Source organism: Marinobacter litoralis (assembly GCF_003336705.1).
In the GTDB taxonomy this organism is placed as follows: Bacteria; Pseudomonadota; Gammaproteobacteria; order Pseudomonadales; family Oleiphilaceae; genus Marinobacter; species Marinobacter litoralis.
Window position 1 is genome coordinate 420,616 of sequence record NZ_QMDL01000001.1, and the last position, 26,334, is coordinate 446,949.

21 protein-coding genes and 1 tRNA gene are annotated in these 26,334 nt (G+C 54.3%); 9 read left to right on the forward strand and 13 right to left on the reverse strand.

Features of this window, described 5'->3' with window-relative positions; all coding sequences use genetic code 11:
- The first annotated feature begins 107 nt into the window (after positions 1-107).
- The 4 genes from pheS (at position 108) to DOQ08_RS01930 (ending at position 4,203) form a co-directional block, all read left to right on the forward strand.
- Positions 108-1,106, forward strand: coding sequence for a phenylalanine--tRNA ligase subunit alpha (gene pheS, locus DOQ08_RS01915; protein WP_114333215.1), 999 nt, complete (start codon positions 108-110; stop codon positions 1,104-1,106).
- A gap of 72 nt (positions 1,107-1,178) precedes the next feature.
- Positions 1,179-3,551, forward strand: a complete 2,373-nt coding sequence (pheT, locus tag DOQ08_RS01920) for a phenylalanine--tRNA ligase subunit beta (protein WP_114333216.1) — start codon at positions 1,179-1,181, stop codon at positions 3,549-3,551.
- A gap of 3 nt (positions 3,552-3,554) precedes the next feature.
- Positions 3,555-3,857, forward strand: coding sequence for an integration host factor subunit alpha (gene ihfA, locus DOQ08_RS01925; RefSeq protein ID WP_022989370.1), 303 nt, complete (start codon positions 3,555-3,557; stop codon positions 3,855-3,857).
- Positions 3,838-4,203 (forward strand): MerR family transcriptional regulator, encoded by a 366-nt coding sequence (locus DOQ08_RS01930; RefSeq protein ID WP_114333217.1) that lies wholly within the window; start codon positions 3,838-3,840, stop codon positions 4,201-4,203. Before ihfA ends, DOQ08_RS01930 begins: the two co-directional genes overlap by 20 nt.
- Before the next feature lie 78 nt (positions 4,204-4,281).
- Here DOQ08_RS01930 and DOQ08_RS01935 read toward each other — a convergent pair whose 3' ends face one another.
- The 4 genes from DOQ08_RS01935 to DOQ08_RS01950 form a co-directional block, all read right to left on the reverse strand.
- The gene (locus tag DOQ08_RS01935) at positions 4,282-5,421 is read right to left on the reverse strand and encodes a glycerate kinase family protein (RefSeq protein ID WP_114333218.1); all 1,140 of its coding nucleotides are present in this window, start codon (positions 5,419-5,421) and stop codon (positions 4,282-4,284) included.
- Position 5,422: 1 nt separating this feature from the next.
- Complete coding sequence (locus tag DOQ08_RS01940) at positions 5,423-6,766, reverse strand: GntP family permease (RefSeq protein WP_114333219.1); 1,344 nt, start codon at positions 6,764-6,766, stop codon at positions 5,423-5,425.
- Positions 6,767-6,878: 112 nt separating this feature from the next.
- On the reverse strand, positions 6,879-8,009 hold the full coding sequence (locus DOQ08_RS01945; protein ID WP_114333220.1) for a CdaR family transcriptional regulator: 1,131 nt from the start codon (positions 8,007-8,009) through the stop codon (positions 6,879-6,881).
- On the reverse strand, positions 8,009-8,461 hold the full coding sequence (locus tag DOQ08_RS01950; protein ID WP_114333221.1) for a winged helix-turn-helix transcriptional regulator: 453 nt from the start codon (positions 8,459-8,461) through the stop codon (positions 8,009-8,011). Before DOQ08_RS01950 ends, DOQ08_RS01945 begins: the two co-directional genes overlap by 1 nt.
- 200 nt (positions 8,462-8,661) lie before the next feature.
- Here DOQ08_RS01950 and putA point away from each other — a divergent pair, with 200 nt between their 5' ends.
- Complete coding sequence (gene putA, locus DOQ08_RS01955; protein WP_114333222.1) at positions 8,662-12,288, forward strand: bifunctional proline dehydrogenase/L-glutamate gamma-semialdehyde dehydrogenase PutA; 3,627 nt, start codon at positions 8,662-8,664, stop codon at positions 12,286-12,288.
- A gap of 146 nt (positions 12,289-12,434) precedes the next feature.
- Complete coding sequence (locus DOQ08_RS01960; protein ID WP_114333223.1) at positions 12,435-12,998, forward strand: NADPH-dependent FMN reductase; 564 nt, start codon at positions 12,435-12,437, stop codon at positions 12,996-12,998.
- 73 nt (positions 12,999-13,071) lie between these two features.
- Here the strand turns inward: DOQ08_RS01960 and DOQ08_RS01965 are convergent, their stop codons facing one another.
- The 3 genes from DOQ08_RS01965 to DOQ08_RS01975 are packed head-to-tail and all read right to left on the reverse strand — an operon-like array spanning position 13,072 to position 16,018.
- Positions 13,072-14,598, reverse strand: a complete 1,527-nt coding sequence (locus DOQ08_RS01965; RefSeq protein ID WP_114333224.1) for a tripartite tricarboxylate transporter permease — start codon at positions 14,596-14,598, stop codon at positions 13,072-13,074.
- Positions 14,598-15,044, reverse strand: coding sequence for a tripartite tricarboxylate transporter TctB family protein (locus DOQ08_RS01970; RefSeq protein ID WP_114333225.1), 447 nt, complete (start codon positions 15,042-15,044; stop codon positions 14,598-14,600). Before DOQ08_RS01970 ends, DOQ08_RS01965 begins: the two co-directional genes overlap by 1 nt.
- Entirely contained in the window at positions 15,041-16,018 is a 978-nt protein-coding gene (locus tag DOQ08_RS01975) for a Bug family tripartite tricarboxylate transporter substrate binding protein (RefSeq protein WP_114333226.1), read from the reverse strand. Before DOQ08_RS01975 ends, DOQ08_RS01970 begins: the two co-directional genes overlap by 4 nt.
- Positions 16,019-16,219: 201 nt before the next feature.
- Between DOQ08_RS01975 and DOQ08_RS01980 the strand changes: the two genes are divergently transcribed.
- Together DOQ08_RS01980 and DOQ08_RS01985 are read left to right on the forward strand one after the other, a co-directional pair.
- Positions 16,220-17,845: a sensor histidine kinase gene (locus tag DOQ08_RS01980; RefSeq protein ID WP_227537450.1), complete on the forward strand. Its 1,626-nt coding sequence runs from the start codon at positions 16,220-16,222 to the stop codon at positions 17,843-17,845.
- Positions 17,842-18,528, forward strand: coding sequence for a response regulator (locus DOQ08_RS01985; RefSeq protein WP_114333228.1), 687 nt, complete (start codon positions 17,842-17,844; stop codon positions 18,526-18,528). Before DOQ08_RS01980 ends, DOQ08_RS01985 begins: the two co-directional genes overlap by 4 nt.
- 55 nt (positions 18,529-18,583) lie before the next feature.
- Here the strand turns inward: DOQ08_RS01985 and DOQ08_RS01990 are convergent.
- Together DOQ08_RS01990 and DOQ08_RS01995 are read right to left on the reverse strand one after the other, a co-directional pair.
- A tRNA-Pro gene (locus DOQ08_RS01990) sits at positions 18,584-18,660 on the reverse strand.
- Positions 18,661-18,772: 112 nt separating this feature from the next.
- Positions 18,773-20,416 carry an FMN-binding glutamate synthase family protein gene (locus DOQ08_RS01995; protein ID WP_114333229.1) on the reverse strand — a complete coding sequence of 548 codons (1,644 nt, stop codon included), beginning with the start codon at positions 20,414-20,416 and terminating at the stop codon, positions 18,773-18,775.
- A gap of 267 nt (positions 20,417-20,683) precedes the next feature.
- On the opposite strand from DOQ08_RS01995, the gene DOQ08_RS02000 reads away from it, so the two are divergent.
- Positions 20,684-22,276, forward strand: coding sequence for a BCCT family transporter (locus DOQ08_RS02000; RefSeq protein ID WP_114333230.1), 1,593 nt, complete (start codon positions 20,684-20,686; stop codon positions 22,274-22,276).
- A gap of 68 nt (positions 22,277-22,344) precedes the next feature.
- Here DOQ08_RS02000 and DOQ08_RS02005 read toward each other — a convergent pair whose 3' ends face one another.
- From DOQ08_RS02005 to DOQ08_RS02020, 4 genes are all read right to left on the reverse strand, one after another.
- Positions 22,345-23,292, reverse strand: coding sequence for an alpha-L-glutamate ligase-like protein (locus DOQ08_RS02005; RefSeq protein WP_114333231.1), 948 nt, complete (start codon positions 23,290-23,292; stop codon positions 22,345-22,347).
- A gap of 1 nt (position 23,293) precedes the next feature.
- The gene (locus DOQ08_RS02010) at positions 23,294-24,811 is read right to left on the reverse strand and encodes an inactive transglutaminase family protein (protein WP_114333232.1); all 1,518 of its coding nucleotides are present in this window, start codon (positions 24,809-24,811) and stop codon (positions 23,294-23,296) included.
- Complete coding sequence (locus tag DOQ08_RS02015; protein WP_114333233.1) at positions 24,808-25,611, reverse strand: ATP-dependent zinc protease family protein; 804 nt, start codon at positions 25,609-25,611, stop codon at positions 24,808-24,810. Before DOQ08_RS02015 ends, DOQ08_RS02010 begins: the two co-directional genes overlap by 4 nt.
- Before the next feature lie 138 nt (positions 25,612-25,749).
- Positions 25,750-26,127, reverse strand: a complete 378-nt coding sequence (locus tag DOQ08_RS02020; protein ID WP_114333234.1) for a hypothetical protein — start codon at positions 26,125-26,127, stop codon at positions 25,750-25,752.
- Positions 26,128-26,334: the final 207 nt, after the last annotated feature.

The following is a 26,334-nucleotide window of genomic DNA, read 5'->3' on the forward strand; positions in this document are numbered from 1 at the left end:
TCAGGGCGCCTCATGATTGCATGACGGCGCCTTCTGAATAGGGGAAGGGCACGCTCTTCCCCTATTTTTGTTTTAACCTACCTCATTTCAGGTTTGGAGCAGGGTCAATGGAAAACCTTGAACAGTTGGTTCAGGACGGATTGAGTGCAGTCGAAGCAGCAGACAACCTGCAGGCGCTTGATCAAATTCGCGTAGAGTACCTCGGTAAGAAAGGCTCGATTACTCAGCAAGCGAAAACTCTGGGTAAACTTTCTGCAGAGGAACGCCCTGCAGCCGGCCAGAAAATCAACGAGGCCAAAGGGCAGGTTGAGCAAGCCATTAACGCTCGTCGTTCTGATCTTGAAAAGGCTGCCATCGAGGCAAAGCTGGCCAGCGAATCCATTGATGTGACCTTACCTGGCCGTGGGCAGGATCTGGGTGGTTTGCACCCGGTGACCCGCACACTGCAGCGTATTGAAGAAATTTTTGCTCGCGCCGGTTACAGCGTAGAGCAGGGGCCGGAAATCGAAGACGACTACCATAACTTCGAAGCCCTCAATATTCCGGGTCATCACCCGGCTCGTGCCATGCACGATACCTTTTATTTTAATCCGGGCACTTTGCTGCGTACTCATACATCGCCGGTTCAGATCCGTACCATGGAAGCGGGTAAACCTCCGTTTCGTATGATCTGCCCGGGACGCGTATACCGCTGTGATTCGGATATGACGCACACGCCGATGTTTCATCAGGTCGAAGGCCTGCTGATCGAAAAGAACGTGAGCTTTGCTGATCTCAAGAGCACCGTGGAAGAGTTCCTGCGGGTGTTCTTCGAGCGTGATTTGAAAGTTCGCTTCCGTCCATCCTACTTCCCGTTCACCGAACCTTCTGCAGAGGTTGATATCGAGTGGGGCCGGGAAGCCGATGGCAGCATTAAGTGGTTGGAAGTGATGGGATGCGGAATGGTGCACCCGAAAGTGTTCGAGCATTGCGGCATTGATGCCGAAGAATATCGCGGTTTCGCATTTGGTCTGGGCGTTGAGCGCTTGGCCATGCTCCGCTACGGCGTGAAAGATTTGCGCATGTTCTTCGAAAACGACCTGCGTTTCTTGCGCCAGTTCCGTTAAGCCTGAGGGCTTAAGGGCGCAAGCAAGTCGACGAATCAACCGCATAAATGGCATCAGGACAAGGCTAGAACGATGAAATTCAGTGAACAGTGGCTGCGAGAGTGGGTTAATCCGAGCATAGATTCCCAGGCATTGATGGACCAGATCACCATGGCAGGTCTGGAAGTGGACGGCTTTGAGCCGGTGGCTGGTGAGTTTTCCGGCGTGGTCGTTGGCGAGGTGCTCTCTGTTGAGGCCCATCCGGATGCCGACAAACTGCGCGTTTGCCAAGTTAGCAATGGCGAAGAGACCGTACAGGTAGTGTGTGGTGCGCCGAACGTACGTGAAGGGCTAAAAGTGCCTTTCGCTGAGGTGGGTGCAGTCCTACCCGGCAACTTCAAAATCAAGAAAGCCAAACTGCGTGGCCAGCCCTCCCAAGGCATGCTGTGTTCCGAATCCGAATTGGCTCTGTCAGAAAGCCACGATGGCTTGATGGAATTGCCTGACGATGCTCCGGTTGGCCAGAGCATGGTTGATTACCTCAAGCTGAACGACATCGCGATTGATGTGGACTTAACGCCGAACCGCAGCGACTGCCTTTCTATCAAAGGTCTGGCGCGGGAAGTGGGTGTATTGAACAGTTTGGTGGTAGATGCTCCGGAGATTGAGCCGGTCGAGGCCGTTCACTCTGAGGTGCCGGCAATCCGTATCGAAGCGCCGGAAGCCTGCCCTCGTTATCTGGGCCGTGTTCTGCGGAACGTGAATCTGAAGGCGGAAACACCGCTGTGGATGCAGGAAAAACTGCGTCGTTCCGGCATTCGCTCCATCGATGCCGCTGTTGATGTGACTAACTATGTCATGCTCGAGCTTGGTCAGCCTCTGCATGCTTTTGACCGGGCGGAGATTTCCGGTGGCATCGTGGTTCGTATGGCGAAAGCCGGCGAAAAGCTGGTTTTGCTGGACGGCCAGGAAGTGGAACTGACCGCAGAAACCTTGGTGATCGCCGATCACGACAAGCCGATCGCGATTGCTGGTGTGATGGGCGGTGAGCACTCAGGCGTGAATGAAAAGACTCAAGATCTGGTCTTGGAGGCTGCCTATTTCGAGCCGGTTTCCCTGGCTGGTAAGGCCCGCCACTACGGTCTGCACACCGATGCGTCTCACCGCTTCGAGCGCGGCGTTGACTATGAGTTGGCTCGTGAAGCGATGGAGCGTGCAACCCGTCTGCTGATGGACATCGTTGGCGGTGAACCGGGTGAGATTGTTGAGGTGGTCAGCTGGGAAGATCTGCCCAAAGCTAAAACCGTTGACCTCCGCGAAAAGCGTCTGGCCAACGTTCTGGGCTTGGCGATTGACCGCACCACCGTTGAGGAAATTCTGTCTCGCCTCGGTCTGCGTGTAGAGAAGCTTCTCAAGGACGGCTGGCGCATCAGCGTTCCCAGCTTCCGCCCGGACATTTCAATCGAAGAAGATTTGATAGAAGAAGTTGGGCGTATCTATGGCTACAACAACCTTCCGGTAACCGAGCCTACGGGTTCGTTGGGTTTGAGCGTTCGTGAAGAAGCGGTTCGCCCACTATCAGCGGTTCGTAATTTCTTTGTGGCTCAGGGCTACCAAGAAGCCATTACCTATAGCTTCGTGGACCCGAAAGTTCAGCAGTTGATTGATCCCGAACGGGAAGGTATCGCGTTGGCGAATCCGATTTCCGCGGATCTGTCTGTTATGCGTACCACGCTGTGGAGTGGCTTGCTGAAGACAGTGCAGTACAACCAGAACCGTCAGCAGCCACGCATTCGTTTGTTCGAGACCGGTCTTCGCTTCGTCAAGGACGGTGACAGCATCGACCAGCAGCCAATGCTAGCCGGTATTGTGGTCGGCAATCAGACACCGGAAAACTGGACCAACGGCCGCCGTGCATCCGATTTCTTCGATGTGAAGGGCGAGCTTGAAAGCCTGTTCCAGGTGCTTGGTATCCAGGTTCAATTCAGGGCGAGCCAACACCCGGCGTTGCACCCCGGGCAAACGGCAGAACTGTTGCGGGACGGCGAAAGTGTCGGCTGGTTGGGAACTTTGCACCCTCAAGTGCAGAAAAACCTTGAACTTAATGGCACGATTCTGATGTTTGAGCTATTCTTGAATTCGATCGTTACCGGATATGTGCCTAATTTCAAAGATGTTTCGAAATTCCCGGAAGTTCGAAGAGATTTGGCTATCATTATCGGAAGCGATGTGTCGTTCGCTCAGGTAGAAGAAATAGCTCGAAAGCAAGCCGGCGAACACCTGACAGATATGCGTGTGTTTGATGTCTATGAAGGCGAAAGCCTAGGTGAGGGAAATCGCAGTTTGGCCCTGAGCCTGTTCTGGCAGCATCCTGAACGCACGTTGAATGAAGACGAAGTGCATACGCTCTTCAACGGGGTGATCGATTCCCTTAAAGAAGAGCTGGGGGCAACACTGAGGAGTTGACGGATGGCGGCTTTGACGAAAGCGGATATGGCGGAGCGCTTGTACGAAGAGTTGGGCTTGAACAAGCGGGAAGCCAAAGAAATGGTAGAAGCTTTCTTCGATGAAATCAGAGGTGCACTCAGTCACAACGAACAGGTCAAGTTGTCGGGGTTCGGCAACTTTGACCTCCGTGACAAGAAACAGCGCCCCGGGCGTAACCCCAAGACGGGTGAAGAAATCCCGATCAGCGCCCGACGCGTCGTTACCTTCAGGCCCGGCCAAAAACTGAAACAAAAAGTAGAAACGTATGCTGGAACCGAGTCATAACAACGAGCTTCCCGTTATTCCGGGGAAACGCTATTTCACGATTGGTGAGGTTGCGGAGCTGTGTGCCGTTAAAGCGCACGTACTAAGGTATTGGGAGCAAGAGTTCCCACAGCTCTCGCCGGTTAAACGCCGGGGTAACCGTCGTTATTACCAGCGGGCTGATGTTATTACCATTCGCCAGATTCGCAGTTTGCTGTACGATCAGGGCTACACTATCGGTGGTGCCAAGCAAAAGCTGAGCAGCTCTGAGGTGAAAGACGATACCTCTCAGTACAAGCAATTGATCCGGCAAATGATTACCGAACTTGAAGAAGTGTTGGATGTGTTGAATGCTCCAGCCCGATAATCGGTAACGGACCAAAACCGGTAATTACGAAAAGACCGAGACGCGAAAACGTCTCGGTTTTTTGCGTTTTAGTCGTGGTTAATCGCCCTTGCTCAGCGCGTGGGTGAGTCGGGCGAGTTGTTCTGCGCACTGTTCCAGGTTGGCCTCAGCTTGGGCGTAGGCACTCTGGAGTTCCATGGGGCCCCGGGTTATTGAAAAAGCTGCCGTGAGGCCCTGAGTCTGTAGTGCAGAGAAGTCCTGGCCCAGCATGCCGGCAAAGCCCACAACCGGTACCCCGTATTTCTTTGCCATCAAGGCCACACCGGCGGGGGTTTTGCCGTAAGCGCTTTGGTTGTCTATGGCGCCTTCGGCGGTGATCACCAGGTCCGCGGTCTTGATGTGGCTTTCCAGCTCGACGGTTTCCATCACAAGCTCGATACCCGGGCGCAATTGCGCGCCCAGAATGCCCGCGACCATCCCGCCGATGCCACCGGCAGCGCCGCTACCCGGGAAGCTGGATATATCCCAGCCCTGCTTTTTGGCCAACCGGGCGAAGTGAGCCAGATTAGCGTCAAGTTTAATGAGTTGCTGAATGCTCGCGCCTTTTTGGGGGCCGAACACAACAGCAGCGCCGTTAGGGCCGGTCAACGGATTGTTGACGTCGCAGGCCACGACCAAGCGGGTATTTCCGAGGGCATCAAGAGCCGGCTGCAAATCCAGGCTGGCGAGTTTGCCCAAGCCAATGCCGCCGGCGGGAATGCTGTTTCCTTCCTTGTCGAGGAGTTTTGCCCCGAGTGCTTGCAGAATGCCGGCACCGCCGTCCGTTGTCGCACTGCCGCCCAGGCCCATGATCAGCACTTTCGGCTTGTGTGCCAGTGCTTCCAGCATTAATTCGCCGGTACCGTAGCTTGAAGCGGATAATGCATTTCGCTCATCAGGCGGAACACAGTGCAGGCCACTTCCTTCAGCGACTTCAATGATGGCCGTATCACTGTTGTTTGCCAGACCGTAGCGGGCGACAACGGGTTCTCCCATTGGCCCGGTGACGGTCACCGAATGCAGTTCACCTTGAAGGGCCTCGGTCAGCGCAACCGTTGTACCTTCCCCGCCATCTGCCAGAGGCACTTCGATGATCTCGTCTCGGGGCGCTGCTTTTGCCCAGCCACGGGCGAGCGCGCTGGCAACCTGATCGGCTGCCAGGCACTCCTTGAAGGAATCAGGCGCAATGACAATGCGCATGTTACAGCGCCACCAATGAGGTCAGCCATACGCAGGCGATGGTCACCAACCCCATCACCAAGGTTGCGGCGGTGTGCGACTTATAGGCAGTCGCAACGTTCATTTTGCTGAACTGGGACACCACCCAGAAGTAACTGTCGTTGGCATGAGATACCGTCATAGCCCCTGCGCCCACGGCCATGACGGTGAGCACTCGGCCTAGGTCGGAATCCAGCCCCAGTTGGGGCAGCAGAGGGGTAACCAGCGCAGACGCGGTTACCAGGGCAACGGTGGACGAGCCCTGAGCCGATTTAAGGGCTGCCGCAACAATAAACGGCATAATCACACCTAAGCCCAGAGTGGAAAGGGTGTCACCCAGATAGCTACCCAAGGGTGTCGCAGCCAGAACCGCGCCGAATGCGCCACCCGCACCGGTAATCAGAATAATGGGTGCGGCCACTTCCAGGCCTTTGCTGGTATGGCGGCCAAACTCTTCAAACTTGTTTCTGCCTTGCAGTAAGGAAAGAGCAAATCCAAGGCCGATGAGAAGAGCGTTCAACGGCTTGCCGAGGAAGTTTAGAATGTCATAAACCATCCCGTCACCCAGCGGCGCAGTCGGGTAGTTGGCAACAGAGCCTATGCAAATCAACAAAATGGGGACGAAGATGGGGGCGAACGCTTTGGTCGCCGATGGCAGCTCGCCATAGTGTTCTCGGGCTTCTTCGAAAGCCTCTTCCGCTTGCTCGAGTTCGGTGCTGGGTAGGTCCTTGCAGCGAGATGCCCAGAACAGCCCGGCAAAGGCGGCGATGATGGCGAAGACAAGGCCGATGCCGATGACCATGCCCAGGTTGTTTTCTAGCCCCAGGTTGCCTGCTGCGGCGATAGGGCCAGGGGTCGGAGGGACCAGCGTATGAGTTGCAAACAGGCCGGTAGACAGGGCAACAGTCATGGCTACAGGGGATGCGTTGAGCGTTCTGGCCATAGAGCGTTTAAGGCTGTTCAGGATGACGTAGCCAGAATCGCAAAAGACAGGAATGGCGACAATAAAGCCGACAATCGACATGGTGAGCGTCGGGAACTTCTGGCCCAGCCATTTAACCACGCTCTCGGCCATCACGATGGCCGCACCCGTGCGCTCAAGAATCACTCCAATGATGGTGCCAAGAACGATCACCAAGCCAATATAGCCCAGAATGTTGCCAAAGCCGGCCCGAATGGTTTTTTCGATGTCGGCCAATGGAAGGCCAAAGGCAAACGCTGCCAGAAATGAGGCCAGCAGCAGGGTAATAAAAGGGTTCAGTTTTAAACGGCTGGTGGCGAACACAATGAAAATTATGACCGCGACCAAGATCAGCACCAGATGCATTGGAAATCTCCAGAATCAACCCGTGTGTAGTACCGACTCTGTGGTCAGTTATTTGGTGCTAAGTGTAAGAGCAGATTGACAAGAATTCGTTATGCGAAAGAATAGAATTGATTTATTTTTGCTCGGTACTTTTGTGCAATTGCACAGGTTTCAGGTTGGATTCCAGTGCCAAATAAAGAAACATAAGATCCTCTAGCCGGAACGGCGACCAACCCGTTAGCGACTCAATGCCTTTCAGGCGATAACGAACAGAATTTCGGTGCAAATGAAGTTGCTCGGCGCATCGTTGGATATCCCCGTCGGCAGCTATAAACGTGCGAAGAGTTTTGAGGTACTGATCGCTGCGGGCGTGATTGAGAAGAGGGCGAAGTTCCAGAGAGAGTTGGTCTTGTTGCCAGCCTGGCTGCAAGCTTCGCCACAGTGTGGCCAGCGGAAATTCCTCGTAGTGAGCGCGGATGGGTGTTTGAAAGCGTTGTTTGGCAGCTTGTAAGGCCGCTTGGGCTGACTCGTAGCAGGCTTTCAAGTTATTACTGAACGCTGCGCCCGTGGCGGCAGACACGGAAGCGTTCAGGCTGTCCGGTAGCCGAACCAGTGCGGCGCTCAATGCATCCTGAGGCGATTTTTCCACAAAAAAGAAAACGATTTTCTGATCCGGCGTTTGAATGACCAGGGCATCGGGCTCAACACGCTCCAAATCTCGAGCCAACGGCGCGGTATCGGTTAACCAAGGCAGGTGGGGCAAATTGGCTTCGATTACCACGGCAATCCGGGGTTTGCTGAGATCAATCGAGAGTTGCTTCAGCCAATGCTCCGAAACCGGCTCGCCATTCAATAATGCCAGCAGGGTGTTTTCGATTTGATGCCGGCGCTGGCGACTGACCTCCATTAACGAGGCTTGTTCCAGTATCAGCTCAGCGGTAACCCGTACCAGATCTGCAAAAGGCAGCACTTTGTCTGGTGATCCCGAGATACCGACAACAGCTACAATCTTCCCTCCCACTTCAACCGGCAAATTAACGCCCGCCCGAGTACCAGTGTATCGGCAGGCTTCCTGTTCTGTAATTACCACCGGTGCGCAAGTTTCGGCCACTTGCCGTGCCGCCTGATGTATGGCGCCCACTCGCAGGGAGTCACCAGACGCGATGATGATACCGTCGGGCGTCATCACGTTGACGGAATGGCCAATCACGGGCATCGCACGATCAACGATGCGCTGAGCGGTGGCTTGGTCCAGCGTTGTCATTAAAGCCCCCGGTCCTTGACGTTTTCCATGACAACAAAGGTGCTGGTTTGCAGGACGTGGGGCAAGTTGGATATTTGCTCTCCCAGAACCTGTCGATACTCAGCCATATTTCGCGTACGGATCTTCAGCAGATAGTCAAAATTGGCGGCCATCATGTGACATTGCTCCACAGCGGAAATCTTTTTAACGGCATCGTTGAATGCAACCAACGCTTTACTGGAGGTATCGCTGAGAGTCACTTGGGCAAAAGCGACGTGGGAGTGTCCCAGTTTTGTCTGGTTCACCATCGCCGAATAGCCCGTGATGTAACCTTGCTCTTCGAGCCGGCGCATGCGTATCTGGCAAGGCGTTTTGGATAGGCCCACCTTGGACGCGAGATCAGTAACGGTAATGCGCCCGTTGTTCTGCAGTTCTCGAATGATGGCAAGGTCGATCCTGTCGAGATCCGACATGGCTGCTATCCTTGTGGTGTGAGATTGAAATAGGGTTCTATAAGTCGGTTTTCCTAATTTTAATGTAAATGCGGTTTTTTTGATAATTATAGAAGGTAGATTAAAGGAAATAAGACCGGATAAATGCGTCTAATAGGAAAATAGAATATACCGACTTGGCTACAATGCGGTCAGTATTCCAATAATCAGGAGGCATAACCATGAGTTTGCAGCAATCCGCGGTAAAAGAGCTCCACGAAATTCGTCAGGCGCTTCGCAATAACTATCTGGCGGACGAGTATGAGGTGATTCACCGACTGATTGAGCAGGCTCAGCTGTCTGATGAAACCCGCCAAGCGATTTCTTCCCGAGCGGCAGAGCTGGTGCGCGATGTGCGTGATAACGCCAAACCCACCATCATGGAAAAGTTCCTGGCTGAATACGGGTTGACTACCAAAGAAGGCGTAGCGCTGATGTGCCTGGCGGAGGCGCTACTTCGGGTTCCCGATAACTTCACCATTCAGGATCTGATCGAAGACAAAATTACCTCCGGTAACTGGGGTGCCCACGTTGGTAAAGCCAAATCCGGTTTGATTAACTCCGCCACGCTGGCTTTGTTGATGACCAGTAACCTGCTTAAGGATTCAGAGCGCCAGAGCGTTGGCGATACGCTGCGACACTTGGTCAAGCGCTTGGGCGAGCCTGTAGTGCGAGTGGCCGCCGGGCAGGCCATGAAAGAGATGGGCCGTCAGTTTGTTCTGGGCAGAGACATCGAAGAAGCTCAGGAAAATGGTCAGGAAATGGAAGAGCAGGGCTACACCTACTCTTACGATATGTTGGGTGAAGCCGCGCGCACTGACGCCGATGCCGAACGCTATTTCCGTGCTTACGCAACGGCCATCGATAGCATCAGCAAGCGCTGTGAAGGCGATGTCCGTACCAACCCGGGTATTTCCGTCAAGCTTTCGGCACTGTTGGCTCGTTATGAGTACGGACAGAAAGAGCGCGTGATGAACGAATTGGTGCCGCGGGCACTCGAGCTGGCCAAAAAAGCCGCTGCCGCCAATATGGGCTTCAATATCGATGCGGAAGAGCAAGATCGTCTGGATCTTTCTCTGGATGTGATCGAAGCGATTTTCGCTGATCCGGCGCTAGACGGATGGGACGGCTTTGGTGTGGTCGTTCAGGCCTTTGCCAAGCGTGCTTCCCAGACTCTGGATTGGTTGTATGCGCTGGCCGAGAAGCACAACCGCCGTATCATGGTGCGTTTGGTGAAAGGTGCCTACTGGGATGCGGAAATCAAACGCGCTCAGGTCATGGGGCTTGAGGGCTTCCCTGTGTTTACCCGCAAAGCCTGCAGTGATGTGTCCTACTTGTCTTGTACGACACAGCTGCTCGGCATGACCGATCGTATCTACCCGCAGTTCGCCACTCACAACGCCCATTCCGTATCCGCGGTTCTGGAGTTGGCCAAAGATCTGGGGCGTGACAAGTTTGAATTCCAGCGTCTGCATGGCATGGGCGAGTCTCTGCACGATCAGGTGCTGAAAGAAAGCAAAGTGCCGTGCCGGATTTATGCACCGGTGGGGGCTCACAAAGACCTGCTGGCCTACCTGGTTCGCCGCTTGCTGGAAAACGGCGCGAACAGCTCCTTTGTGAACCAGATTGTCGATACCAGTATTACACCGGAAGAAATCGCCAAAGATCCTATCGATACCGTGAATGCGCTGGGGCGGGATGTTTCCAGCCAGATGATTGTCAAACCGGCAGACATCTTTGGCGAGCAGCGCCGCAACTCGAAGGGCTGGGATTTGACCGACCCCGTGACGGTGGCCGAGCTAAATGAAGGGCGCGGAAAGTACAAAACGCACCAGTGGCAAGGCGGACCCTTGACGGTCGCAGCACCTAAGGGTGGTGAGCTGGTGGATGTTCGCAACCCGGCCGATCTGGACGATGTGGTGGGTCAGATTACCTATGCCTCTGAGGCAGACGTCGATGCGGCTGTAGAAGCTGCGCGTAATGGATTTAAGGACTGGGCGGCCGTGCCTGCGGAAAAGCGCGCTGAGCTGATCCGTAAGGTGGGTGATCTGTACGAAGAAAACGTGCACGAGCTATTCGCCCTGACCACCCGGGAAGCGGGTAAGTCCCTGTTCGATGCGGTGGCCGAGATTCGTGAAGCGGTAGACTTCGCCATGTTCTATGCCAACGAGGGCATTCGTTATAAGGATGCCGGGCAGGCCCGTGGCGTGATTTGCTGTATCTCGCCCTGGAACTTCCCGCTGGCCATCTTCACCGGCCAGATTCTGGCCAACCTCGCAGCCGGTAACACTGTGGTGGCCAAGCCCGCTGAGCAGACCTCATTACTGGCGGTGCGGGCGGTTGAGTTGATGCATGAGGCCGGAATTCCGAAAGAGGCGATCCAGTTGTTGCCGGGTGATGGTGGCACGGTGGGTGCCGCACTGACATCGGATTCGCGTATTGAAGGGGTTTGCTTCACCGGCGGTACCGATACGGCCAAGCTGATCAATAAGGCGATGACCAAGAACATGGCTCCGGATGCGCCACTGGTGGCTGAAACCGGTGGTATGAACGCTATGATCGTAGATTCCACTGCCTTGCCGGAACAGGTGGTGCGCGACGTTCTGGCCTCCTCGTTCCAGAGTGCCGGCCAGCGCTGTTCCGCTTTGCGCATGCTTTACGTGCAGAAAGACATCGCCGAGGGGTTGCTGGAGATGCTTTATGGCGCGATGGAAGAGCTGGGTATTGGCGATCCGTGGGAGCTTTCGACCGATGTCGGGCCTGTGATTGACGAGGAATCGCGCAAGAAGATCAATGACCACTGCAAAAAGTTCGAACAGCAGGGCAAATTGCTCAAGAAGCTGCGAGTTCCGGAAAAAGGCATGTTTGTGTCGCCTGCGGTTCTGCAAGTTAGCGGAATCGAGGAAATGGAAGAAGAAATCTTCGGTCCGGTTCTGCATGTTGCGACCTTCGAAGCCAAAGATATCGACAAGGTGGTGGATGCGGTGAACGCCAAAGGCTACGGCCTGACCTTCGGCATTCATAGCCGGGTGGATCGCCGTATCGAGCACATCGCCAGCCGAATCAAAGTCGGTAACACTTACGTGAACCGTAACCAGATCGGTGCCATTGTCGGCTCTCAGCCGTTTGGTGGTGAAGGCCTGTCTGGAACCGGCCCGAAAGCGGGTGGCCCGCAGTACGTGCGTCGCTTTATCAAGGGCGATGTTGTTGAGAAACCAGCGGGAGAGGGAAAAGCCGTTGGCGCTCGTAAGGTGCAAAAGCTGATTGATCAGTTGGCCAAGCTGGATGTACCTGCGGCAGAAGGTCGCCAGCAGGCTCTGAGCCCCTTCTTTGGCGAGGTTCCGGCACCGTTGGATCTCGGGTATGAAGAAATGCCTGGGCCCACCGGTGAACAGAACCACCTGTCTTGCCACGCTCGGGGCGTAGTCTTGTGCTTGGGGCCTGATACAGACACGGCAGTCGAACAGGCCGGGGTGGCTTTGTCGCAGGGTAACAAGGTCGTGGTTGTGGCTCCGGGTGCTGAAAAAGCGCTGGCACGGGCTGTCCATGCCGGGCTTCCTGTTGTCGCCTGTGATGGCCTGCTGGAGCCAGAGGCACTGACTCAGCTTGATGGCTACGAAGCCGTTGTTAGCGTTGCGGAAAAACCGCTGCTGAAGCAGTATCGCGAAGCGCTTGCAGTGCGGGATGGCGCTTTGTTGCCGGTGATCACCGAGCACACGCTGGATCAGCGTTACGTTATCGAACGTCACCTGTGCATCGACACCACGGCAGCCGGCGGTAACGCCAGCCTGATTGCCTCAGCCGAATAAGCTCCTTCAACGCAATCCTCTCCAAGCGCAGCATCTATTCAGGAAAATTGAATAGATGCTGCAATTTTCTTCGTTTTTATTCGATTAACGCTCTGTTTATAGTGGTCCTACAAACTGAATTATTGAAGTAAAAAGGAAGGATGGTTATGTCTCTCAAGCTTCAGACGATTATTTGTAGCACGCGCCCTGGCCGTATCGGCTCATCCGTTGCGGAGTGGTTCAACACCGTTGCAATCGAGCAGGGTGGTTTCGAAAGTGAGTTGGTTGATCTGGCGGATTTTGATCTGCCGGTTTACAACGAACCCAATCACCCGCGCATGCAGAAGTACGAGCACGACCATACAAAAGCATGGTCCCAGAGTGTCTCCAAAGCCGATGCCTTTGTGTTCGTGATTCCGGAATACAACTTCTGCCCGCCACCGTCTTTCATTAATGCGGTGAACTACCTGTTCAACGAATGGAATTACAAGCCTTGTGCCTTTGTAAGTTACGGCGGTGTTTCTGGCGGCCTTCGTTCCGCACAAACGGCCAAACAACTGGTGACCACGGTGAAAATGATGCCAATGACTGAGGGGGTTATGGTTCAGATGCCGTGGGAAAAGCTGGACGAGAACCGCAAGTTCCAAGCGGAAGATGTGCACACGCAATCTGCGAACGTCATGCTGGAAGAGCTGGCGAAGTGGGCGCAAGCGTTGAAAACGATGCGCTAAGAAGCTTCAAGCTAAAAAACCGGGCAGCAGCCCGGTTTTTTTATGGTTAATGAAAGCGGCAAGGCTGCGTTAACTAGTCGCTAACCGGGTTTTCAGTCATCGCCGACTTCATGCGCCGTCTCAGAAGCGGGCCAACGATCACCGGCAGTGCCAGCCCCAATCCTGCAACCACCCAAAGCCCTAAAGCCAGCGGGCTGCTCCAGAGCGTGCTCCAGTCGCCGTCCGACAGAATCAGGGCATGCCCCAGGTTTTTCTCCATTTCGGGCCCTAGAAGCAAGCCGAGAATGATCGGAACCAGAGGTATCTCCAGCTTACGCAGGAAATATCCCGCCACCCCGAACGCCACCATAAAGTAAAGATCGAAGGTGCTATTGCTGATGGAGTAGATGCCCACGAACGCAACCATTGTAACGATTGGAAGCAGAAACATCGGTGGAATCGACAGCAACCTGACAAACACCCCAATCATCGGAACGTTGAGCAACAGCAGCAATACGTTACCGATCAATAGCGCCGCAATAACGCCCCAAACAATGTCCGCATTCTGAGTGAACATCAGCGGGCCAGGTGTGATGTTGAGGGAAATCAGCATCGCCAGAAGCACCGCAGTGGTGCCGCTGCCGGGGACTCCAAGCGTCAGCATCGGTACCAAGGCACCCGACGCTGCGCCGTTGTTGCCGGCTTCCGGGGCGACAACGCCGCGAATGTCGCCGCTTCCGAAGTTACCTTTCTTGCCCACCGCCCGCTTTTCCAGGGTGTAGCTGATAAAACTACCTAGCGAAGCGCCTGCACCGGGCAGTACGCCGGCGATGAAGCCCAGAACGCCGCCACGAAGCTGAGAGGGGATGGTGCTGATCAGCTCTTTGAATGACAACGTCAGTTTGCCCACATTCACCTTTTTGTGGCCGCTACCAAGGCGCGATTCCACGAAAAACAGCAGCTCGGAGATCGCAAACAGACCTACGATGGCCAAGATGAAATCAATACCTTCGTAAAGCTCCAGAACGCCAAAGGTATAGCGCTGGGTGCCGGTAGAAATATCGATACCAACGGTGGAGATCATAATGCCCAACGCAGCTGCGATAACGGTTTTCATCGGGTTTTTGCCGGTGATACCGCCCAGTGTGGCAAATGCCAGCACGAACAGAGCAAAGTACTCCGCCGGGCCGAAGGTCAGGGCAAACTTCGCCAGCACCGGTGCCAACATAATCAATCCGATGGTGCCGATCAGTCCGCCGGAAAACGACGCAATGGCTGAGATGGCCAACGCATCGGCCGCCCGGCCTTTCTGTGCCATTGGGTAGCCGTCTAGGCACGTCATCATCGCGGGTTCATCGCCCGGGATGTTCAACAGGATTGAGGAAATCCGTCCCCCGTACATGGCTCCTGCATACACGGAGGTCAGCAAAATCATGGACGTTTCCGGAGGCAAGCCCAGTGTGAATGCCAATGGGATCAGAATGGCGACGCCATTGGCCGGGCCGAGTCCGGGCAAGCAGCCAATCAGAGTTCCGACAAAGGCGCCGAACAGCGCGTACATCAGGTTATACGGGGTGAGAGCTACCGCAAACCCGTCTATCAAAAAACCGAGAGTTTCCATTAGTTGAACTCCAGCAGGCCGGCCGGCAAGCTCAGTGACAAGCCGTAGTTAAACAAACCGTAGACCACCACGGCACTGATCAGACCGGTCAGAAAGGCGCTGCGCGGTGCTGCTCCCATACGCCAACTCAAAGCACCAACGGTCAGAGTTGTGGAGATAACGAATCCCAAAGGCTCGAGAAGTAAGGCGTAGATCACCAGAACGATTACTGAGAACAGAAGTTCCAGAGCGGTTTTGCCCCACGGCCACGGAGTGTCCTGATCCGGTTTTACCATCAAGTAAAGGCTGCCAATGATCAGAATGACCGACAAAATCGTCGGGAAGGTTTCGGGCCCCATGCCATGGGAGCCTCCAAACGGCTCGGGCCATTGCTGCGCCACCCAGCCGTAGGCAACGGCCAGGACCAATAGGCCCAGGCCGAGTACGCGATCATTTAATCCACTCATTTCATCAGCCCGATTTCGCGGGACAGGTCGTTGATTTCCTGCACCTGTTGATGAACGAAGTTTTCAAACTTGTCTGCATCCGGATGGAAGGGAATCAGGCCGTTGCTCTTCATGACTTCTTTCCATTCATCGCTGGCGTACAGGGTATCGATGGCTTCGACCCAGTATTGCTTGGCTTCTTCGCTGGCTCCCTTGGGCATGTAAAAGCCGCGCCAGTTTGGCCCCAAGGCATCGATACCTTGTTCGCGGGCAGTAGGGATGTTGCTGAATTCACCTGGCAGGCGTTCTTCTGACAGCACTGCGAGTACTCGCAAGTCGCCGGACTCCATAAAGCCGGTCGCCTCCGAGATGTCGCCGGTAAAAGCATCAACCTGGCCACCCACCACTTGGGTCATGGCTTCGCCACCGTTGTTATAAGACAGATACGGAATAGACGGCAGGTTCTCGACACCGGCTGCTTTCGCGGCAATCAGAACTTTCAGGTGGTCCCATCCGCCACGGGCACTGCCACCGGAAAACTTTACGGCTCGCGGGTTGGCTTTGCTGGCTTCAAACAGGTCGTTCAGGGTTTTGTAGGGGGAGTTCTTGCCTACGGCAATGATGCCGTAATCCGCGCCCAGCGCACCGACCCACTTCACCATATCGGCATCCAGACCGGGGAATTGTTTTTGCGCCAAGCGTGTGGTGGTTGCCGTAGAAGCCGCGACGATAAGTTTGTCGTCTTTGCTTCGTTTGCTGACCGTGTGCGCATAGGCAACACCGCCACCGGCACCGGCCATGTTGATTGTTTGTACGGTGCCGTCGACCAGCTTGAGCGACTGCATCACGTTGCCAACACTGCGGCAGGTAAAGTCCCAGCCGCCGCCCGGATCAGCGGGTGCCAGGCATTCAACTTTACCGGAAGGCTGCCAGGCCATAGCTGACATGCTGAAGACGGCTGCAGCTGCGAAACTCAGGGTTCGTTTGATAAACATGAATCGTTATCCTTCGCTTGTTGTTGTAGGCACTCCGGCGGAGCTCTGCATGTAGATTAAAAGCCGGTCATCTTGCTAAAAAGTTTGTGGGCGTATTGCCTTTAAAAAAACTAAAGCCCATTAAGTTCATAAAGTTCACGGGCAAAAAGAAGTCTGGTGCTTTAACCTCACTGCTAAATGACAACAAGATCTGATTAAGCTGTGGCAAGAAAAACCAAACTAAAAACCCGAATGATCCTCACGCTGGTGCTGGTTAGCGCCTTGCAGACCGCATTGATTGGCGGTGTGGCGGGCTATTACCTTAGTGAATCCCTGTACAGCGAAATTGGGCACCGTGCTTTGATGGTTGCGAAGACGGTTGCCGCTACACCATCGGTTATCTCAGGGATACAGCAGCGCGATTCCGAGACTCTGAACGGCCTGGCGTCCGCAATGGCGGCCACGAATGAAGCTCTTTTTATTGTGATCGGGGACCACCAGGCGATCAGGCTCGCGCATCCTTCGCCGGATCGAATCGGACACTCGATGGCGGATGATGACGGAGATGATGGCGCAGAAGCTCTGAAGAACGGGCGCGGTTACGTGTCTCGAGCCGTAGGGAATTTGGGGGATACCGTGCGCGGCAAAGCGCCAGTATTCCTTCCTGAAACCGGCGAAATTATCGGTATCGTTTCAGTTGGTTACAGCGTTGCTCAGGTTGGGAATACCATTCAGCGTTACAAGTTTATCTTTTATGGTTTAGTGGGATTAATGCTGATGGTCAGCCTCTTGATCGCGGTGGTGATTGCGGGGCGATTCAAGCGCGAGATTTTTGGATTGGAGCCGGAAGAAATTGCCCGCTTGTTCGAGGAACGCAATGCCACATTGCAATCGGTTCGGGAGGGTATTATTGCCGTTAACCGCGAAGGCATCATCACAACGGTTAACCGAGCGGCCCTTGAAACCTTGGGTTTCGATACCGGCACCTCGCTGGTTGGCCGGCCGATTCATGAGGTTCTGCCCGACAGTGATCTGCTCTCTGTGCTGAAGACCGGTATTCCGGATTTTGACCGGGAAGTTTGGCTCAGAGACCGGCAAATGGTCGTTAACCGGCTTCCGGTTCGGCAAGGTGACGATGTCATTGGCGTGGTGGCCAGTTTTCGGTTACGCGACGAGCTGGACCAGGTCAGCCAACAGCTAACACGCATACAGCAGTATGCGGACACCTTGCGGAGCCAAACCCATGAGTATTCCAACAAGCTGCACACCATTGCCGGCCTGATACAAATCGGTGCCCATGACGATGCCTTGAGTTTGATTGGTCGTGAAACCAGCGATCACCAGAGCCTGATCCATCTGTTGTTGGAGGCGGTGCCGGATCCGGTTATTGCCGGGTGTTTATTGGGTAAATACAACCGGGCCCGAGAGATGGGTTTGCACCTCGACATAGATGCAGGCAGTCAGATGAGCGATATACCAGATGCCTTGCCCAGAGATCAGTTGGTGAGTGTGTTGGGCAACCTGATCGACAATGCGTTGGAAGCAACTCGCCAGCATGCCGGCGAGGGTGGATGTGTAACCCTCTCAATGACAGATCTTGGCCACGAGCTTATCTTTGAGGTGGACGATCAAGGCGTCGGGATTAGTTCGCGCGAACGTGACCGGATTTTCGAGAAGGGTGTAACCAGCAAGGCCGATTCGGGCAAAGAGCACGGCTATGGGCTGTATCTGGTGAAGCAGTTTCTTGATCGTTGGGGCGGTTCGATTACCGTTGAAAGCCTGCCTGCGGGTGGTAGTCGTTTCACGTTATATTTACCGAAGATTCCGGAACCCAGGAGCGCCCATTGAATACGATTCGTATATTGATCGCTGAAGATGATCGCCAGATTGCCGAGATCCAGCGCAGATTTGTCGAACGGTTAGATCACGTTGAGCTTTGCGGGATCGCCCATACGTTGGCGGATGCTCGTGATCTTGTGGATGTGTTAGCCCCGGACTTGATCCTGTTGGATGTCTATTTCCCGGATGGTAGTGGCTTGGATTTATTGAGAGAGCTCAGAGCGCAAGACAGCAGCAGCGATGTCATTCTGATTGCCGCAGCAAAAGAAGTGGATACCTTGCGCAGCGCTTTGCGAGGCGGAGTATGCGACTACATTCTAAAACCTCTCGTGTTCGAACGCCTGGAGGAGGCCGTTAGCCGGTTCCGCGTCCGGCTTGAGCATTTGTCCGGGCTGAATCAGCTGGCGCAAAATGAGGTGGATGCGTTAATCCCGCGCCCAAGTGAAGACGACTCCCAACCTCCAAGTGGTCGGTTGCCTAAAGGCATAGACGCTCTAACGCTTGAAAAAATTCAGGATGTGATCGGTGATGGCGAACCGTGGAGTGCTGAGGCAGTGGGTAATGCGATTGGTGCTTCACGGACGACCGCGCGGCGCTACCTCGAATTCATGGTTGGAGAAGGAAAACTGTCGGCTGAAGTGACCTATGGCAGTGTTGGTCGGCCGGAACGGCGTTACCAGATTGTGGAGTAACCGCTAGAAACAACAAAGCCCGGATCTTTCGATCCAGGCTTTGAGTAGGGAATTCTGGTCGGGACGGTAGGATTTGAACCTACGACCCCTTGCACCCCATGCAAGTGCGCTACCAAGCTGCGCTACGCCCCGTAAACTGCTCGCCGCCAAGAAAAGAGGTTTATCTCAGTGGCTTAGCGGGAGCGAAGTATACGCCAGCCCCAAATAAAAATAAACAGGTGACCGGCGACTTTCTTCAGAACAATCAGCGTAATTTGGTTTCTCTGAGTTTCAGGATGAATTCCGGTGGCTCAAAGGTGTTCGGTTGCGCGCACTTCCAGTACTTATCGAATACGGCGAGGCCGGTTTCGCCCTCCAGTAATATGCCGGGCTCCAGAAAGTGGAAGAGATCCAGATAAGTGTGGACTTCGGTTTTCGATACCCGGCGCACAATGTGTTCCGGGCCCAACTCTGAGGGATGGTTCAGGCCGGAGGCTTCTAGCAAGTTCTGAAGAGCTTCCAGAGTCTTGCAGTGGAAGTTGTACACTCGCTCGCTTTTCAATGGCACGTCCAGTTTGTTGCCTCGGCGGGGGTCTTGGGTGGCTACGCCAGAGGGGCAGCGCCCGGTATGACAATTCAGGGCCTGAATGCAGCCAAGGGCAAACATGTATCCGCGGGCCGCGTTACACCAATCGGCACCCATGGCCAGCGTGCGGGCAATGTTGAAGGCTGAGGTGATTTTTCCGGCGGCGCCAATGGCGATGTCGTCACGAAGGTTGGCACCAACCAGAGTGTTGTGCACCAGTAGTAGCGCCTCGGTCAGAGGCATGCCAATTCGATTAATAAACTCGAGGGGAGCTGCGCCCGTGCCGCCCTCGCCACCATCCACCACGATGAAGTCCGGTTTTTTGCCGGTTTTCAGCATGGCTTTGACAATGGCAAACCACTCCCATGGGTGCCCAATGGCCAGCTTGAACCCGACCGGTTTGCCGCCGGAAAGCTCCCGCAGTTGATCAATGAACTCAATCAGTTCAATGGGCGTGGAAAACGCCGAGTGGCTGGAAGGGGACACACAGTCTTCACCCATTGGCACGCCGCGAGCTTCGGCAATTTCAGCCGTGACTTTTTCGGCGGGCAGAATGCCTCCGTGCCCCGGCTTTGCGCCTTGAGATAGTTTGACCTCTATCATTTTTACCTGGTCTAGGCGGGCATTCTCCTGAAACTTCTCTGGGCTGAATGTGCCATCCGGATTGCGGCAGCCAAAATAGCCTGAGCCAATCTCCCAGACCAGATCTCCGCCGGGCTCTTTGTGGTAACGGGAAATGGAGCCCTCACCAGTGTCATGGTAGAACCCGCCTTTCTTTGCGCCGGCGTTCAGGCTGAGTATGGCGTTGGCAGAGAGCGAGCCAAAGCTCATGGCCGAGATGTTGAACACGCTGGCGCTGTAGGGTTTTTTACAGTTCTTGCCGATCACTACCCGGAAGTCGCTATTGGCCAGTTTTGTGGGGGTTAAGGAGTGGTTCATCCATTCAAAACCTTCCTCATACATCGACAGCTGCGAGCCGAAAGGGCGCTTGTCGAGAACACCTTTGGCCCGCTGGTAAACGATGGTGCGTTGCTCGCGGGAAAAGGGCTGCTCGTCTGTATCCGATTGGATAAAGTACTGGCGAATTTCAGGCCCTATGGATTCGAGCAGATACCGAAAGTTGGCCATGATCGGGTAGTTGCGGCTAACCGTTCGTTTTCGTTGCAAAAGATCCCGAGTGCCAATGCCAGTCAGCACGGCAAAAATGACCGGAAAAATGAACCCGGTACCAGCCCATAACGCAATTGGGAGTGAGATGACCAACCCGGCGATGCTGATGGCGTAAGCGGAATAACGGAAGGGGAAGGTCGTCGTTTTTACCATGAATACCTCTAGGGGCTTTGAAGTGTTAATGCACCAAGTATATGCCAGAGTGGTCTAAGGTCGCCAAGCTGCTGAAAATATATGGGAATAGAGCTCCGTTGTTTTTTCTGTGGTCTATAATTCTGTGGAAGGACGCGACACAAGGCTCACTTTGATGTTTTGAGGTCAAAGTAATAGGATAACGCGCTTGTAATCTTTTAGAGCGGGTGGGAATGACCTGTTCTCCATACATCTTTCAGACATCACACCAAAACCAGGAGGCTCCACGTGGGCGAGGTAGTGAAAGACGAATATCAAACGGACTACGTTGCAGGCCAGGATAATATCAATCCGTTTGGTCTGGACCTGCACAACTGGGTGTTCCCGGTTACTGCAGTCGTTGTAGTGCTGTTTGTCATAGGAACTCTCATGTTTCCGGCTTTGGCCAAGGAAACACTCGATGGAGCAAAGTGGGGAATTATCGCCAGTTTTGACTGGTTCTTCCTGCTAAGCGCCAACATCTTCGTGATAGTGAGCCTTGCGCTTATCTTCATGCCAGTGGGTAAGATTCGTCTTGGTGGGCAGGATGCAAAGCCGGAGTTTACCCGGATTTCATGGTTTGCCATGTTGTTCGCAGCCGGCATGGGTATCGGCCTTATGTTCTGGGCCGTTGCTGAGCCGGTGGCGTATTACACCGGGTGGTATGAAACGCCGTTTAATGTTGAGGCCAACACCGAAGCCGCTCGTGAGCTGGCCATGGGTTCTACAATGTACCATTGGGGCCTGCACCCTTGGGCCATCTATGCGATCGTCGCTCTGTCGTTGGCATTCTTCGCGTTTAACAAGAACATGCCGTTGACCATTCGTTCTGCCTTCTTCCCTCTGCTGAAAGACAGAGTGTGGGGCTGGCCGGGGCACATTATTGATGTGCTGGCGGTTGTGGCGACCATTTTTGGTTTGGCGACGTCTTTGGGTTTTGGTGCGCAGCAGGCCGCTTCAGGCCTGAACTATCTGTTTGATGTGGGTGCGGGCACAAACGTTCAGATGGCCATTATTGTGGGCGTAACGGCTCTGGCATTGATGTCGGTTCTGCGTGGTCTGGATGGTGGTGTGAAGGTGTTGAGTAACATCAACATGATCACCGCAGCGGTATTGCTGGCTTTTATTGTATTTGCCGGTCCGACCATGACCATTCTGGAAACTATTTGGATTACGTCGTCGTCTTACGTGACCAACGTGGTGCCGCTGAGCAACCCGTTTGGCCGTGAAGATTCCGCCTGGATGCAGGGTTGGACTGTCTTCTACTGGGCGTGGTGGATTTCCTGGTCACCGTTCGTAGGTATGTTTATCGCGCGGGTTTCCAAAGGCCGTACGGTGCGTGAATTCGTCACTGCGGTTCTGATCATTCCGACTGTTATTACAACCGTTTGGATGAGTGGCTTTGGTGGTACTGCGCTGGAGCAGATTCAGAATGGCGTGGGTGTACTTGCAGACAAAGGCCTTACGGATGTGTCGCTGGCGACCTTCCAGATGTTTGAAGGCCTGCCGCTGACCGGCATTATCTCCTTCGTGGGTATCATTCTGGTGTTGGTGTTCTTTGTGACCTCATCGGATTCCGGTTCTCTGGTTATCGACAGCATCACGGCTGGCGGTAAAACCGATGCACCGACAGCTCAGCGTGTGTTCTGGGTTGTTATGGAGGGCGCCATTGCGGCTGCGCTGATTTTCGGTGGCGGTGATGATGCACTCGGGGCCATTCAAGCGGTGGCGATCAGTGCTGGCTTACCGTTTACCTTGATCTTGCTGATCATGACGTGGGGCTTGCTGAAGGGGCTTTCCCAAGAGCGGAAACTGCTGATTCAGCGGGGCGAACTGCTCTGATCGACTGAGTAAACATAAAAAACGGAGCTAAAATTGGCTCCGTTTTTTTATGGCTGAAAGAAAGTTTATTACAGTCGGCTGAAGCTTTTCATCGCAAACTGTGCACGTTCACGCGGGCTGAAATGAGGGCGTTTTAATCCTTCGATGGCTTTCAGGCGCGGCATCAAACCACAGCCGTTTGCCATTTGAATCGCCAGGCCGGGGCGGGCATTCAGTTCCAGCAACAAGGGGCCTTGGTGGGCATCGACCACCAAATCCACACCCATATAGCCCAAGCCGGTCGCTTCATAACAGCGGGCGGCCATTTCCAGCATATTCTCCCAAGACTCAATCTGAATGTTCTCGAGAGCCAGCCCGGTGTCCGGGTGGAGCGTAATCGGGCGGTTAAACTGAACGGCGTTCAGGCTTCGGCCTGTGCCAAGATCCAGCCCCACACCGACTGCGCCTTGGTGCAGATTCGCTTTGCCGTCGGAGGCTTTGGTGGCTAGCCTCAGCATGGCCATAACCGGATAACCCTGAAACACGATAATGCGAATGTCTGGCACGCCTTGGAACGAATACTTGGCCAGCGCGGGAGAGGACTCTACTAAGTCCTCCACAATCGCCACATCGGGCGTGCCGGCCAGGGAATAGAGCCCAGCCAGTATGTTGGTCAGGTGCCGCTCCAGCATGGCCACAGGGATTCTCGCCCCCGAGGCCTTAATGAAGTCGTCGCCATCTCGCCCTGTGATCACCGTGATCCCTTTCCCGCCAGAGCCTTTGGCCGGTTTGATGGCAAAGCCAGAGAGGTCTTCAGCCATTTCGCGGAAGTGGGAGATTTCGTGTTGCTGGCGAACCACCTGAAGAAGTTTGGGTGTTTTTACGTCGTACTCACCAACGGCGAGCTTAGTCTTTAGCTTGTTATCGACCAGGGGATACGACGACCGATCATTGTACCGGGCAATGTAATCCACATTGCGCCGGTTCATGTTCAGCATCCCGATTCGGTTTAGCCTGCGTGGGGAGATCCAGTCCATATCAATCGTAGGCCTTCATCGGGGTAAAGCGACGAAGTTCGCTGAGTTTGTAGCCGGTGTATTGGCCCATCAGCAAAATCAGCCCCAGAATCACCAGGTGCAGTTCAGGGAAGTTGAACGTCAAATGGCCTGCCAGCGGTCTGCTCATGGCCAGGTACGCACAAATCGCAACAAACAAACTGCCGGCGCCTTGCACGGCAACTTCTCGGGGGCCTTCTTCTTCCCAGAGGATCGACATGCGTTCGATGGTCCAGGCGATGATGACCGTGGGGAAGAAGGTAACGGTCATGCCGGTGTTGAAGCCCATCTGGTACCCGACAATGCTCAACCCGGCGGTGATGAAGATCACCAATATGATCAGGGCCGAGATTCGGGAAACAAGCAGCAGGTTAAGACTTGAGAGATAGCCCCTGAGCAGCAGGCCGATGGCAACCACAGACAGGAAAGCAATAAGCCCCGGCACCAATGTGGTTTGCACAAAGGCCACGGCGATCAACACTGGCATAAAGGTGCCGGAAGTGCGCACGCCAATGACCATGCGCATGAACGCGACCATTAATGCGCCAATCGGCAGTAACAGTAGCATTCTGAACATGCTCTGTTCTTCAATGGGAAGCTGGTAAAAGCTGAGAGCGCTCAGGCCATTGGAAGCTGCTTCACGTGCAGCTAACTGTAGGGCCGGGATGGTCTGGCGAAGCATGGAAAAGCTAACTTGAGAGTTGTCGCCTCCCACTACGTCCAGTAAGGATTCAGAGCCTTGGCGCCACAGCAGAAGGTTCTCCGGGACACCCTGTTCTGCGGTACGCGGATCAAACGTTAGCCACCGTTCGCCATCGTATATTTGTATGAAAGGAACCAGATGTTGGCGCCGGCGTGCATCTTCAAGCTTCAGAGCATCCGCCGTGCGAGCCGCGATACCGGCATGATTCAGCATTCTAACCAGAATCTGCAGGTAGTTTTCATCAGAGACCAGCATGGTGGAATTCTGAGTGCGGTTGTCTGGCTGCATAAGGGTGATCAGTTCCCGGGTCAGGCTCTCCGGGGAACTGGAACGTTCCGTTGCCTGGTTAAGCAGTTCTCGAACGGCAGTTGCCTGAGGTTCTTCCCAAAATACCGTTTGGGGTTGGGGCGGGCGTTTAGGCGGCTGCTGAACGATTGATTCATCAGGCACGAACTGTGTTTTGAAATAAAGGGTTTGTGGGCCGGTTACTTCGCGTTTGGTCCACTCGGCGCGTCGGCTGCCGTTGTTCTCAAGTATAGAAAAACCGTATCCGGGCGAGGCCGCCTGCTCGGTTAAAATGCGAAACCCGGGAGGTTGTTGCGGTACATGCAAGTTAACCTGAGCTGATTCGCCGTAGCCTTGGAAGTCCACACGGGCTTCAACCATCCACACCGGTTGCTGTTCGCCGGTCATCCAGGGGATGCCCATTTCGAAGTGACGCCACGTTGCCACAGATAGCCCTGCGGTAATAAGCAGAAAAACGGCAACATAAAATGGAATCCGGGACCTCACGGTCATGCGTCATCTCCCTTTGGGGCTTTTTTGAGGTAGCTTTTAGGGAGTTCGGTAGCGAACTCTTTGCCGACATCAATCAACATGACGTCGCGTAATACGTTACGACCAATTAATACTTCGTAGGTTAGATTGGTACGATCGGCAAGTGTAAATTCGGCAACTTGCTCGTGATCGCCAATGGCAAACTGAAGCTCAACAACCACTCGTCGCTCCGCTTCATCTGCGGCGGACTGGATAATTTTGACGCGGCGCGAGATTTCTTTTTCCAGAGTGACCCACTCTTCACCGGAGCTGCCGGGAACCGGTACTTCAAATCGCACCCAGTTGCCGCCATCACGCTCAAAGCGCTTTACATTTCGGGTGTGTATCGAGGAAGTTTCCGCGCCGCTGTCAATCCGCGCGGTGTATACCGTCTTAGCATCTGCAAGGAACAGTTTCTCGACTTCTCCCACCACAACCTTGCCCTTCAGGCGATCAGCCCGGCCGGTGTCTTTGGGAACCGGGGGGCAGCTTCGTTGGACCGTGGGCGGACAGACGGGCTTTTCAACTTGCGTAGCGATAGCATCCAGAATGGTTTGTGTGGATTGCTTCTGGTGGCCGAGTAGCTGTTCTTGGCGAACTCCGGCGTTGTTTTCCATTGTCACCATCGTAGCTCGCTGTTTGTTTAGCGACGCACGAATGTCATCGACCCCTTCCTTGGGGACCATAAAATATTGGTCCGCCGTGCATCCGGACAAAGTAAAGAACAGTGCTGTCATGCCGAACGCTAATAGTGGTCGAGGTTTGAAGAACCTGTCACCCATGAATATCCCCTGAAGTGGCTGCTCAATTTATCGGCCGTGGAGTTTGTGCCGATGAGCCTTCATTGTGTTGTCGATTAGGGGGAGAAGTATACTACAAGCTGCATGTCCAGCGCCTTTACAGATGGTTAAGGCGCCGGCTTATTTGCCAAGAAATGAACCCGTTCCTAGGGTGGTTTCGGATCGCAAGTATTCTTGAATCACTGGTGAACAATTCAGATAGAATAGGAGCAGTTCACGCTGGATGTCCTGGTCTTGAATCCGGGAGGCATAGCTGATGACTTCTTTGAGCGTTTCGTCACTTACTGCGGGGTTTTCCGGTGCCACAAAGGCGTGATCGTAGCGGTCACGCAACAACTGGTTTAGCCGTTCCAGATGAAATTCACCCGTATGGGTTATGTGAGGCAGCATCTTGGCACCGCTGCGCTGCCCAGCCCATTGCGCCCAGCAGGCTCCTTCTGCAGGCTCGTCGGCTTGCAGGAATTCCGAGCCCAGTTTTCTCCAGAGTTCTTTTAACATGCTCTTGTCCTGAAGGTGAGCATTTGGCTGGTTTGCCATCAAAAAGTGAACGGCAGTTTCATTCTTTTTAGATTAATTTACATGCTACGTCTAGAGCGACTTCAGTGAATTGCGTTAAATGCCAAGCAGTCGAGGCTGTGACTGAGGTGCTTTTCCAATTTCCCCAAAAAACAGATCTCTGGGTTAGACTGTGAGGCTTTGGCGGTT